Below are 11,995 nucleotides of genomic sequence, written 5' to 3'. Positions count from 1 at the left end.
CGGTCGCTCGCGGCGGGCTGCTCATCCCGCCGCCGGCGCGTTGGCGCACAGCTTGATCGAAGGGGCCGCCCCCCTGGACTCCGCCGGGTCCGGGAGGCGGCCCCTTCGGCATGCCCTGGAGGCTTTTCCGGTCCGAGTCGAGGTGCCGAGCAGTTGTTGAACGTCAATGCACCGACGGGCCGCCATGACATGAGTATCAACTGTTTCATGACTGTCAGTTGACCAGGAAATGGCGAAACAATGGATATCCATTGTGGCGCCCGGGGCGAAGGAAAATCCGGGTGACCGGAGAGGGGAATGCTCGGAAAGCAAGTACAATTTTATATATTAAATGACTGGCACCTTTGGAGGGGTCCAAGCTCACGAAGTTCAAGGAAAGATAAGTGACGACCGTCACAGCGGGCACTCTTGTGGCCTGGACCAAGCTGCCGATAATGCCGCCTGACGGCCCGTCGAGCCCCTCGGTGGTGCGGGCGGCGGCCAAAACGACGAGAGGCCCGGAACCTCACGGTTCCGGGCCTCTCGCACTGGCGACCCTGACGGGACTTGAACCCGCGACCTCCACCTTGACAGGGTGGCGAGCTAACCAACTGCTCCACAGGGCCAGGCATTTCACTGCTTGTCGCAGTTATTTGCCGCTGCTCTCGGCGGCGACAAGACAGATCGTACTGCATCCGGGGCCCCCAGGTCGAACCGGCCGATCGGCCCGACCTGGGGGTACGCCCTGACGGGCTCAGAGCGTGGCGCGGGCGGCGTCCATCGCCTTGAGGATGCGCTTCTCCGACACCGGCGCCGGGGTGCCCAGCGACTGCGCGAAGAAGCTCACCCGCAGCTCCTCGATCATCCAGCGGATCTGCCGCACCTCCCCGGTCGGCTGCTGCCCGGCCGGTACGGCCGCCAGCAGCTCGCCGTAGGCCCGCTGCACCTCCTGCACCTTGTACAGGTTGGTCAGGTCGCGCTGCGGGTGGTTGGGCAGCGCCTCCAGCCGCCGGTCCACCGCGATCAGGTACCGCTTGACGTCGGCCAGCCGCTGCCAGCCCGTCGCGGTCACGAAGCCCGGGTGGACCAGCGAGGCCAGGTGCAGCTTGACGTCGTTGACCGCGGAGAGCAGCACCGGGCTCTGCACCGTCTTCAGCCGGTTGCCGGCCCGGTGGTAGGCGATCAGCGCGGAGGCCGTCTTCAGGGTGGTGTCCGCCGACAGCTCGTACAGATCGGCCCGCACCGCGTCATGGAGCTTGGCGAAGGACTCGGCGTCCCAGGCCACGCCGCCGTTCAGGGCCATCAGCCGGTCGGTGGCACAGGCCGTGATGTCCTCGAACAGCGCCGGCACCGAGCCGTGCGGGTTGTAGGAGAGCGCCAGCTTGGCCTGGTTGCCCAGCCGGGCCTGGATCTGCTTGGCCGGGGAGTTGCAGGTGAGCAGCAGCAGCCGCCGGGTGCCCTGCCACATCGCCTGCGCCTGGGCCTGCGGGGTGTCGTAGAGCTTGATCGACACGCTGTCGCCGTCGTCGGTCAGCGCCGGGTAGGCGCGCAGCGAGTGGCCCCGGGAGCGCTGCTCGAAGGTCCGCTGGAGCTGCGGCAGATCGGCCGGCCAGGCGGTCAGGCCGGTGCGCTCGATGCCCTGGCCGCTGGCGGCCGAGGAGAGGGTCTCCTTGAGCTTGGGCTTGAGCTTGAGGCGCAGTTCCTCCAGGTCCTTGGACTCGGCCAGCTTGCGCTTGCCGTCCACCACCCGGAAGGTCACCTTGAGGTGCTCCGGCACCCGGTCGTCGTCCCAGGCCTCCGGCGGGATCGGCACCCCGGACATCCGGTGCAGCACCCGCTCCAGGCTGGGCAGCAAAGGCTCCTGGCGGTCGGTCAGTTCGCGCAGCGCGGCCCTGGCGAAGTCCGGCGCAGGCACGAAGTTGCGCCGGACCGCCTTGGGCAGGGCCCGGATGTAGGCGGTGACCAACTCGCCGCGCAGGCCCGGGATCTGCCAGTCGAAGCCCTCGGCGGACACCTGGTTGAGCACCGGCAGCGGGATGTGCACGGTCACGCCGTCCGCGTCGCTGCCCGGTTCGAACTGGTAGGTCAGCTTGAAGCGGAGCTTGCCCTGCTGCCAGTAGTCCGGGTAGTCCGCCTCGGTGATGCCGTCGGCGGCGTCGTTGATCAGCATCGACTTCTCGAAGTTGAGCAGGTCGGGCTGGTCGTGCCGGGCCTTCTTCCACCAGGCGTCGAAGTGCCGGGTGGAGACGGTCTCCTCGGGCAGCCGGGCGTCGTAGAAGTCGAAGAGGGTCTGGTCGTCCACCAGGATGTCGCGGCGGCGGGCCCGGTTCTCCAGCTCCTCGACCTCGTCGAGCATCCGGCGGTTGGCGGCGAAGAACTGGTGGTGGGTCTCCCAGTCGCCCTCCACCAGGGCGTTGCGGATGAACAGTTCGCGGCAGAGCTCCGGGTCGATCCGGCCGTAGTTGACCCGGCGCTGGGCGATGATCGGTACGCCGTAGAGGGTGACCCGCTCATAGGCCATCACCGCGCCGGCCTTCTTCTCCCAGTGCGGTTCGCTGTAGGTGCGCTTGATCAGGTGGGCGGCGAGCGGCTCGATCCACTCCGGCTCGATCTTGGCGTTGATCCGGGCCCAGAGCCGCGAGGTCTCCACCAGCTCGGCCGACATCACCCAGCGCGGCGGCTTCTTGAACAGGCCGGAGCCCGGGAAGACCGCGAACCGGGCACCGCGGGCGCCGCCGTACTCGCGCTTCTCCACGTCGAACAGGCCGACGTGGGAGAGCAGGCCGGCCAGCAGCGACTGGTGGATCCGGTCGGCGTCCGGCTCGGCGTCGTCATGAGGTTCTTCGATCGTCACGCCCAACTGCTTGGCGACGGTGCGCAGTTGGATGTAGATGTCCTGCCACTCCCGTATCCGCAGGTAGTTGAGGAACTCGGCCTTGCACATCCGGCGGAAGGCGGACGACGACAGCTCCTTCTGCTGCTCCCTGACGTACCGCCACATCGCCAGGTAGGAGAGGAAGTCGGAGGTCTCCGAGGTGAACCGGCGGTGCCGCTCGTCGGCCGCCTGCCGCGTCTCGGTGGGGCGTTCGCGCGGATCCTGGATGGAGAGCGCGGCGGCGATCACCATGACGTCGCGGACGCAGCCGTTCCGGTCGGCCTCCAGCACCATCCGGGCCAGCCGGGGGTCGACCGGCAGCTGGGCCAGCTTGCGGCCGAGCGGGGTGAGGCGCTTGCGCGGGTCCTGCTGCTCCGGGTCGAGGGCGCCGAGCTCCTGGAGCAGGTTGACGCCGTCCTTGATGTTGCGGGAGTCCGGCGGGTCCAGGAACGGGAAGGCCGAGATGTCGCCCAGGCCGGCGGCGGTCATCTGCAGGATCACCGAGGCCAGGTTGGTGCGCAGGATCTCGGCGTCGGTGAACTCCGGGCGGGAGAGGAAGTCCTCCTCCGAGTAGAGCCGGATGCAGATGCCGTCGCTGGTACGGCCGCAGCGGCCCTTGCGCTGGTTGGCGCTGGCCTGGCTGATCGCCTCGATCGGCAGCCGCTGCACCTTGGTGCGGTGGCTGTAGCGGGAGATCCGGGCCGTGCCCGGGTCGATCACGTACTTGATGCCGGGCACCGTCAGCGAGGTCTCGGCGACGTTGGTGGCCAGCACGATCCGGCGCTTGGTGGAGCGCTGGAAGACCTTGTGCTGCTCGGCCGAGCTCAGCCGGGCGTAGAGCGGCAGGACTTCGGTGAACTTGAGGTTCAGCTTGTTGAGGGCGTCGGCGGTGTCGCGGATCTCGCGCTCGCCGGAGAGGAAGACCAGGATGTCGCCCGGGCCCTCGGCCTGCAGCTCCTCGGCGGCGTCGCAGATCGCCTGGATCTGGTCGCGGTCGCGGTCCACCTCGTCGCCGTCCTCGGCGTCGGCGGTGTCGTCGACAAGCGGCCGGTAGCGGACCTCGACGGGATAGGTGCGGCCGGAGACCTCGACGATCGGGGCGTCGCCGAAGTGGCGGGCGAACCGCTCCGGGTCGATGGTCGCCGAGGTGATGACGACCTTGAGGTCGGGGCGGCGCGGGAGCAGCTGCTTGAGGTAGCCGAGGATGAAGTCGATGTTGAGGCTGCGCTCGTGTGCCTCGTCGATGATCAGGGTGTCGTACTGGCGCAGTTCGCGGTCGGTCTGGATCTCGGCGAGCAGGATGCCGTCGGTCATCAGCTTGACCAGGGTGTCCTGGCCGACCTGGTCGGTGAACCGGACCTTCCAGCCGACCGTCTCGCCGAGCGGGGTGCCGATCTCCTCGGCGACCCGCTCGGCCACCGTGCGGGCCGCGATCCGGCGCGGCTGGGTGTGGCCGACCAGGCCCTTGACGCCGCGGCCCAGCTCCAGGCAGATCTTCGGGATCTGGGTGGTCTTGCCGGACCCGGTCTCGCCCGCGACGATCACCACCTGGTGGTCCCGGATCGCGGCCAGGATGTCGTCCTTCTTCTGGCTGACCGGCAGTTCGGCGGGATAGCGGATCTCGGGGACGGCCTGGCGGCGCTGCTCGATCCGCAGCTCGGCGCGGTCGATCTCGACGGCCAGCTCGGCGGCGACGGCCGCGCGGGCCTCGGGCCCCCGGACCCGGCGCGCCCCGTCCAGCCGGCGGCCGATCCGCTGCTGGTCGCGCAGCGTCAGCTCGGGCAGCCGGGCCGCCAGCTCCCCGATGGCGGCGGCGTCGGCGGATCGGGCGGCGGAGGAACTCATCGCGGGCATCCCTCAAGGGTCGCAAGGAGGGGCGGGGGACCGCACCTCGGTTTTCTGGGCCCGGCCATCTCCGCGGGCCCATCAAGTGTCACACTCGCCGACTGGATAAACCGAATGGCTTAACCGGCTGGTTCAGATGGCGCTAGCCTTGGCGCCATGGGAAACCGTGAAGACCTGCTGGCCGGTGCCGCCCAGTGCCTCAAGGAGAAGGGCTGGGCCCGCAGCACCGTGCGCGACATCGCGGCGGCCGCCGGCGTGAACCATGCCGCGATCGGCTACCACTTCGGCTCCCGGGACGCGCTGCTCACCGCGGCCTTCGTGCGGGCGATGGACGAGTGGGGGCAGGAGCTCGGCGCGGCCCTGGCCGCCGCCCTCGACCCGGCGGTCGACGAGAGCGGGCAGTACCAGGAGCTCTGGCGCCAGATGCTCACCTCATTCGCTGACACCCGCAAGCTCTGGCTCGCCTCCGTCGAGGCGTTCGTCCAGGCCGAGCACGATCCGGCGCTGCGGGAGCTGCTGCTGGACGCGCAGCGCCAGGGCCGCCGAGGGCTCGCCGCCGCCCTGCTCAAGGTGCCGGAGGAGACCGTCGACGAGAGCGCGGCGCGCACCGTCGGAGCCGTCCAGAACGCGCTGCTCGTCGGCATGTTCACCCAGTGGCTGATGGACCCGGAGGGCGCCCCGACCGCCGAGGAGGTCCTCGCCGGCCTGCGCGCCCTCGGAAAGCTGGCGGGAAACTGACACCACGTCAGAAGCCGAGCCCGGAGCCCCCGTCCACCGGGATGACGGCGCCGGTGAGGTAGCCGGCCCGGGCGGAGGCGAGGAACCGGATCACGCCGGCTATCTCCTCGGGCCGGGCCGAGCGGCCCAGCGGGATCCCGTCGAGCATCGCGGCCCGCTGGGCGTCCGGCAGCGCCCCGGTCATGTCGGTGTCGACCAGCCCCGGCGCGACCACGTTGCAGGTGATCCCGCGCGGACCCAGCTCGCGGACCAGCGAGCGGGCCAGGCCGACCAGGGCGGCCTTGCTGGCGGCGTAGTTGGTCTGCCCGGCCGCGCCGTGCAGCGCCACCACCGAGGAGACCAGCACGATCCGGCCCTGCCGGGCCCGCACCATGGGGCGCAGGGCCCGCCGCACGGTGCGGAAGACGCCGGTCAGATTGGCGTCCAGCACCGCGGCCAGCTCCTCGTCGGACATCCGCAGCAGCAGGGCGTCCCGGGTGATCCCGGCGTTGGCCACCAGCACCTCCACCGGCCCGTGCCGCTCCTCGATCAGCCGGTAGGCCTGCTCCAGCTGCTCCGGGTCGGTGACGTCGCAGCGGACCGCCAGGCCGCCCGCGGCGGTGAAGTCGGCCGGCGGCTCCCCCGAGCGGTAGGTGATCGCGACCCGGTCGCCGAGCTCGGCGAAGGCCCGCGCGGTGGCCAGCCCGATGCCCCGGTTGCCCCCGGTGACGAAGACCGAGCGGTGCACTGTCATCCCTCCAACTCGCGTACCAGAACGGCGGCCTGGGCCCGGCTGCGGAGATCGAGCTTGCCGAGCAGGCGGCTGACGTGGGTCTTCACGGTGGTCTCCGCCAGCCGCAGCCGAGCCGAGATCTCGGCGTTCGACAGGCCCTCGCCGAGGCAGGAGAGCACCTCCCGCTCGCGCGGCGTGAGCGACTCCAGCGCGGTCGGGTCGGCCGGCCGGTCCCCCTTGGCACCACGGGTGTTGGCGAACTCCGCGATCAGCCGCCAGGCGAGGTTGGGCGCGATCAGGCTGTCGCCGGCCGCGACCGCGCGGACCGCGCCGACCAGGCCGTCCGCGTCGATGTTCTTCAACAGGAAGCCGGAGGCACCGGCCCGCAGCGCGCCGTAGACGTACTCGTCCAGGTCGAAGGTGGTCAGCACCAGCACCCGGGCGAGCCGCTCGTCGACCACCGCGTGGGTGGCCGACACCCCGTCCAGCCGCGGCATCCGGATGTCCATCAGCACCAGGTCGGGACGGAGCGTCCGGGCCAGCGCCACCGCCTGTTCGCCGTCGGCGGCCTCGCCGACCACCTCGATGTCGGGCGCGGCGCGCAGGATCAGGACCAGGCCGGCGCGGACCGCCGACTGGTCCTCGGCGACGACGACGCGGATGGTCATGCTGCTCCCTCCTCGGGGTGGGCCGACCGGGGGCGTACGGTCGGCAGCGTGGCCAGCACCTGCCAGCACCTGCCGGTCGGGGTGACCAGCGGGCCGGCCCGGAAGGTGCCGCGCAGCAGGGCGGCGCGCTCCTCCATGCCGATCAGGCCGGCGCCCGAGCCGGGGGCCCGGGGCGGCACATCGGCGAACGGGCTGGTCACCCGCACCGTGAGCGCCCCGTCCCGCAGGGTGAGCCGGACCGTGACCCGGCCCTGCCCGGCGTGCTTGAGCGCATTGGTCAGCGACTCCTGGGTGATCCGGTAGGCGGCGAGCTCCACCGGCGCGGGCACCTCGCTCCCCGGCGGGCGGGCGTCCTCCAGCACGGCGTCCAGGCCGTTCGCCCTGGCCCCCTCGACCAGCGCGCCCAGGCTGTCCAGGGTGGGTACCGCGGCCGGCTCGGCCTCGCCGCTGCCGTCCCGGAGCAGCCCGATCAACCGCCGCATCTCGGCCAGGCCCTCGACGCTGTTCTCCCGGATCACCGTGAGCGACTCGGTGGCGCTGGCCCGGTCGTCCAGCGAGAGCGCCGCGGTGGAGTGGATGGCGATCGCGGTGAGCCGGTTGGCGACCATGTCGTGCAGCTCGCGGGCCATCCGGGTGCGCTCGGCGGTGACGGCCTGGGCGCGGTCCATCTCGGCCAGCCTGATGCTCTGCGCGGCGTGCCGCCGGGCCGCTTCGGCGGCCTCCCGGTGGTTGCGGACCAGCGCCCCGGTGGTCGCCGGGCCGAGGGTGACCAGTCCGATCACCACCCCGATGAAGATCGCCTCCGGGCGGCGGTACCAGGCGAGGAAGCCCATCGTGGCGGTCGCGGTGAGCAGTCCCGCGCCGACCGGGATCCGCTGGGCCGCCGCCCGGCCGCCGTAGAGCACCGCCGCGTACACCAGGTCGGTGAACATCAGTACGGTGGCCAGGCTGCCGCTGGTCAGCTGGTCGCCGGCCAGCGCCAGGGTGCCCAGCGACAGCGCCAGCACCGGCCGGGCCCGGCGCAGCACCTCCAGGCCCGCGGTCACGGTCAGCGGCAGCAGCGCCCAGGCCCCGTGCAGCGGGCGCCCGAGCTGGGTCTGCAGTCCCGCGGACCAGAGCACCAGCCCACCGGCCAGGCCCAGCAAGGCGATTGACAGATCATCACGGTGTGGTCGGGGAGCAGCCGGTACCATGCCACCATTCCACCACGGGGTGTTCGGCGCGGCCCTGCCCCTCTCCCGGCACCGCCGCGTACATCGAAAGATGCACCTCCGGGTCCTCTCCGACGACGACGCCCCGCACCTGCGCGGATGCCACGATGGCAGGGCGAGCGGAAGAAGGAGCACGACGTGATCGTCACCCTCATCATCATCTGCGAGGTCAGCTTCTGGGTGCTGCTGGCCGCCGGACTGGCCGTCCGCTACCTGCTGAAGCTGCGCCGCACCAGCGTCGCGGTGCTGCTCTGCGAGCCGCTGCTGGAGGTCGTGCTGCTGATCGCGACCGCGGTGGACCTGCACAACGGGGCCAAACCCAGCTGGGAGCACGGACTGGCCGCGCTCTACATCGGCTTCACGGTGGCCTACGGGCACTACACCATCCACTGGTTGGACGGGCATGCCGCGCACCGGCTGGCCGGTGCGCCCAAGCCGCCGAAGCCGCCCAAGTACGGGATGCCGCGGGCCAAGCACGAGGGCAAGCTGTGGCTGCGCTCGCTGCTCGCCGGGGCGGTGGCCTGCGGGCTGCTGCAGCTGGCGATCTTCTACGTGGGCAGCGGCACCCCGGCCGCGGGCCCGCTGCGGCTGTGGCAGCTGGTCGCGCTGCGCACGGTCGGCATCCACGGCGTGATCGCCCTCACCTATCTGCTGTGGCCCAAGAAGGCGCCGGCCGGGGCGGTCCGGGGCTCGCGGGTCGACGGCTAGTCCGTCGTTGCCGGCCAGTACAGCCGGCTCGCCTACACGGTCTCTACACGGCCCGGTGGACGCGGTTGGCAGGTATAGATCGCCGATAGCCGGGCCCGGGACACTCCCTGCGGAACGAGACCGGTGGTCGGGGGCCACGCCCTCCGACGGCGAAGGGAGAGCCGTGTCGGCAGGGCTGAAAGGCATCCTCTCGACGGTGGGCGGCACCCCGCTCATCGAGCTGGAGCGGCTGGTACCCGGCTTTCCCGTACGAGTGTTCGCCAAGGTGGAGCGGTTCAACCCGGGCGGCAGCATCAAGGACCGCTCGGCGCTCAGCATGCTGCTGGAGCGCATCCAGGACGGCCGGCTGGTGCCGGGCCGGTCCACGGTGATCGAGTCCAGCTCCGGGAACCTGGCCATCGGACTGGCCCAGATCTGCGGCTACTTCGGGCTACGCTTCATCTGCGTCGTCGACGCCCGGACCACCCCGCAGAACCTGGCGATCCTGCGGGCCTACGGAGCCGACGTGCGGGTGGTCACCGAGCCCGACCCGGCCACCGGGGAGCTCCTGCCCGCCCGGCTGAACCTGGTGGCCCGGCTGCTCGCCGAGACCCCGGACTCCTACTGCCCCGACCAGTACGCCAACCCGCTCAACCCGCGGGCCCACCTCACCACCATGGCGGAGATCGACCGGGAGCTGGACGGCCGGATCGACTACCTGCTGGTCGCCGCCGGCACCAGCGGCACCCTGGGCGGCTGCGCCGAGTACATCCGGCGCCGCGAACTGCCCACCACCCTGGTCGCGGTGGACGCGATCGGCAGCGCCCTGTTCGGCTCGCCGGTCGCCTGCCGGCGCCTGATCCCCGGTCACGGCACCTCGGTGGTACCGCGGTTGCTGAACGCGGCGGACGCCGACCGGGTGCTGCACGTGAGCGACCTGGACTGCGTGGTGGGCTGCCGGCTGCTGGCGCAGCGCGAGGCGGTGCTGGCCGGCGGCTCCTCCGGCGCGGTGGTCGCCGCGCTGGAGCGGATCGCCGGCGAGCTGCCGGCCGGCGCCACCTGCGTGCTGATCCTCCCCGACGGCGGCGACCGCTACCTGGACACCATCTACGACGACGACTGGGTCCGCGACCACTTCGGTGAGGTCGCCCACCTGTGGAAGGGGCCGAGCCCGACCCCGGAACCGGACCGGAAAGTGAGCGCTCAGTGCTGATAGTCGGCCACAACGAGGTGCGCGCCCTGCTCCAGGGGCGCGAGCAGGACATCCTGGAGCGGATCGCCGAGGCGTACCGGCTGCACGACGAGGGCCGCAGCGCGCTGCCGCACTCGGTGTTCCTGCGCTTCCCCGACCAGCCCGCCGATCGGATCATCGGCCTGCCCGCGTACCTCGGCGGCGCCGAGCCGGTGGCCGGGATGAAGTGGATCGCCAGCTTCCCCGGCAACCTGGCCCGCGGCATCGAGCGGGCCAGCGCCGCCCTGGTGCTCAACTCGACGGTGGACGGCCGCCCGGAGGCCTTCATCGAGGCCTCGCTGATCTCCGCCAAGCGCACCGCCGCCTCGGCCGCGCTGGCGGCCGGCCTGCTGACCGCCGACCCCGAGCCCGACGGGATCGCCATGATCGGGCTCGGTCCGATCAACCTGGAGGTGCTGCGCTTCACCGCCGCCCGGCTGCCCTCGGTGCGCACCGCCACCGTCTACGACCTGGACGCCGGCCGGGCCAAGGACTTCGCCCGGCGCGCCGAAGCGGCCCTGCCCGGCCTGACCGTGACGGTCGCCGACAGCGCCGCCGCCGCGCTGCGGACGCACTCGCTGGTCGCCCTGGCGACCACCGCCGGCGCCCCGCACATGGACCTGACGGCCTGCCGGCCGGACGCCACCGTGCTGCACGTCTCGCTGCGCGACCTGACCGTGCAGGCGGTGCTGGAGGCGCAGAACGTGGTGGACGACACCGACCACGTCTGCCGCGAGCGGACCTCGCTGCACCTGGCCGAACTGGAGACCGGCGGGCGGGAGTTCGTGGACGCCGAGCTCGGCGCGCTGCTGCGTGCCGGGTCCCCGTTCCGGCGGCTGCCCGGACGCCGGGTGGTGTTCTCGCCGTTCGGCCTCGGGGTGCTCGACCTGGCGCTCGCCCGGTGGGTGCGCGACCGGGCCGGTGCCGAGCAACTCGGCGTGCGGGTCGCGGACTTCCTGCCCGGCGCGGCGGGCTGAAGCACTGCAGCACCAGCGAGGCGGCCGGACCCCGAGCGGGTCCGGCCGCAGTCGTGGGCCCGGCTCAGTCGAGGACCGCGCCGGCCTCGGCCCGGACCGCCCGGGACCGCCGGTGGTCCAGCGAGGCGTAGACCCGGTGCAGCCAGCGGTCGGTGCCGTCGTAGCGCGGGGTGAACGGCGTGCGGCCGTGCACCGCGAGCCGGTTGTCCACCACCGCCAGGTCGCCCGCGCCCAGCGCCAGCGCCGAGGTCACCCGCACCAGGGCCGCCCGCAGGTCGGCCAGCGCCTCGCGAGCCTCGTCGTCCAGCGGGTGGGTGGCCGAGAAGTCCACCAGGATGTCCGGGTCCTCGGCGGCGCCGCGCAGCACCGCATGGGCCGGCACCATGCCCTCCCGGCCCTCGAAGGAGGGCGGCGCCTCGGTGAGGTAGCGCTCCTCGCCGAGCACCCGGCGGCTGCGCCCGGACAGCAGCGGCAGCGCCCGCCGCACCGAGGCGGTGCTCAGCCTGGCCTGCCCGGTGGGGTCCTCGCGGACGCAGAACAGGCCGACGTAGTCCGGGCGGTTGGGATGGAAGGCGTTCTCGTTGTGCATCTCGAGCAGCACCGACCCGGCGTTGCTCTGCAGCGCTTCCTGGCCCGGCACCGGCACCACGTTCTGCACCAGCGCGCCGGCCTTCTCGTTGCGGAACGCCACCACCTCGCCGAGTTGCAGCATCGCCGCGGTGATCACCGCGGCGGCGGTGCCGGCGACCCGCTCCACCGACCCCGGCTGGGTCGGGGTGGGCGGCAGTTCGCGGCCGCCGTCGGCCGGGGCCACCGGCAGGTTGCGGACCAGCAGCACCGCGTCGGGGCCGGCGTCGTGGCGGAACCGGCGCAGTTCGACCAGCAGCCGGGCCGGCAGCTCGGCGGAGGCGTCGCGGACGGCGGCCAGCCACCGCGGGTCGTCGGTGCGGGCCGGCTCGGTGCGGGCGAGCCGGTCGGCCAGCTCGCCGGTCTGCCGGCGCTCCGCCTCGCTCAGTACCAGCGCCGCCGGTGCGGCCACCGTGTCGATCTGGGTCATGAACACGTCCGTTCG

9 protein-coding genes and 1 tRNA gene are annotated in these 11,995 nt (G+C 72.2%); 4 read left to right on the top strand and 6 right to left on the bottom strand.

Annotation, left to right across the window (positions count from 1 at the left end):
* Positions 1-528: 528 nt before the first annotated feature.
* Positions 529-605, bottom strand: a tRNA-Asp gene (locus P3T35_RS38355).
* A 128-nt stretch (positions 606-733) separates the two neighbouring features.
* Positions 734-4,699: an ATP-dependent RNA helicase HrpA gene (gene hrpA / locus P3T35_RS38350; RefSeq protein WP_101380463.1), complete on the bottom strand. Its 3,966-nt coding sequence runs from the start codon at positions 4,697-4,699 to the stop codon at positions 734-736.
* Between the two features lie 156 nt (positions 4,700-4,855).
* Here hrpA and P3T35_RS38345 point away from each other — a divergent pair, with 156 nt between their 5' ends.
* Positions 4,856-5,437 carry a TetR/AcrR family transcriptional regulator gene (locus tag P3T35_RS38345; protein WP_101380462.1) on the top strand — a complete coding sequence of 194 codons (582 nt, stop codon included), beginning with the start codon at positions 4,856-4,858 and terminating at the stop codon, positions 5,435-5,437.
* A gap of 7 nt (positions 5,438-5,444) precedes the next feature.
* On the opposite strand, the gene fabG is transcribed toward P3T35_RS38345, so the two are convergent.
* From fabG to P3T35_RS38330, 3 genes are read right to left on the bottom strand one after another with little or no spacing between them, the layout of a single operon-like run.
* Positions 5,445-6,164, bottom strand: coding sequence for a 3-oxoacyl-ACP reductase FabG (gene fabG / locus P3T35_RS38340; protein ID WP_101380461.1), 720 nt, complete (start codon positions 6,162-6,164; stop codon positions 5,445-5,447).
* A gap of 2 nt (positions 6,165-6,166) precedes the next feature.
* Positions 6,167-6,817, bottom strand: a complete 651-nt coding sequence (locus P3T35_RS38335; protein WP_101380460.1) for a response regulator transcription factor — start codon at positions 6,815-6,817, stop codon at positions 6,167-6,169.
* On the bottom strand, positions 6,814-8,010 hold the full coding sequence (locus P3T35_RS38330) for a histidine kinase (protein ID WP_101380459.1): 1,197 nt from the start codon (positions 8,008-8,010) through the stop codon (positions 6,814-6,816). Before P3T35_RS38330 ends, P3T35_RS38335 begins: the two co-directional genes overlap by 4 nt.
* Positions 8,011-8,166: 156 nt before the next feature.
* Between P3T35_RS38330 and P3T35_RS38325 the strand changes: the two genes are divergently transcribed.
* From P3T35_RS38325 to sbnB, 3 genes are all read left to right on the top strand, one after another.
* Positions 8,167-8,736, top strand: a complete 570-nt coding sequence (locus tag P3T35_RS38325) for a hypothetical protein (protein ID WP_101380458.1) — start codon at positions 8,167-8,169, stop codon at positions 8,734-8,736.
* A gap of 163 nt (positions 8,737-8,899) precedes the next feature.
* Positions 8,900-9,928 (top strand): 2,3-diaminopropionate biosynthesis protein SbnA, encoded by a 1,029-nt coding sequence (gene sbnA, locus P3T35_RS38320; protein WP_280709557.1) that lies wholly within the window; start codon positions 8,900-8,902, stop codon positions 9,926-9,928.
* Positions 9,922-10,923, top strand: coding sequence for a 2,3-diaminopropionate biosynthesis protein SbnB (gene sbnB / locus P3T35_RS38315; protein WP_101380456.1), 1,002 nt, complete (start codon positions 9,922-9,924; stop codon positions 10,921-10,923). Before sbnA ends, sbnB begins: the two co-directional genes overlap by 7 nt.
* 64 nt (positions 10,924-10,987) lie before the next feature.
* On the opposite strand, the gene P3T35_RS38310 is transcribed toward sbnB, so the two are convergent.
* Positions 10,988-11,980, bottom strand: coding sequence for a TauD/TfdA family dioxygenase (locus tag P3T35_RS38310; RefSeq protein ID WP_101385027.1), 993 nt, complete (start codon positions 11,978-11,980; stop codon positions 10,988-10,990).
* Between the last annotated feature and the right edge of the window lie 15 nt (positions 11,981-11,995).

The sequence above is a fragment of the Kitasatospora sp. GP30 genome (genome assembly GCF_029892145.1).
Classification (GTDB): domain Bacteria; phylum Actinomycetota; class Actinomycetes; order Streptomycetales; family Streptomycetaceae; genus Kitasatospora; species Kitasatospora acidiphila.
This window is presented reverse-complemented; position numbering and strand designations above follow the sequence as displayed.

Coding starts and splice junctions, on each gene's coding strand:
- P3T35_RS38335 (WP_101380460.1), bottom strand. CDS start 6,817: ATGACCATCCGCGTCGTCGTCGCCGAGGACCAGTCGGCGGTCCGCGCC.
- P3T35_RS38345 (WP_101380462.1), top strand. CDS start 4,856: ATGGGAAACCGTGAAGACCTGCTGGCCGGTGCCGCCCAGTGCCTCAAG.
- P3T35_RS38310 (WP_101385027.1), bottom strand. CDS start 11,980: ATGACCCAGATCGACACGGTGGCCGCACCGGCGGCGCTGGTACTGAGC.
- hrpA (WP_101380463.1), bottom strand. CDS start 4,699: ATGAGTTCCTCCGCCGCCCGATCCGCCGACGCCGCCGCCATCGGGGAG.
- P3T35_RS38330 (WP_101380459.1), bottom strand. CDS start 8,010: ATGGTACCGGCTGCTCCCCGACCACACCGTGATGATCTGTCAATCGCC.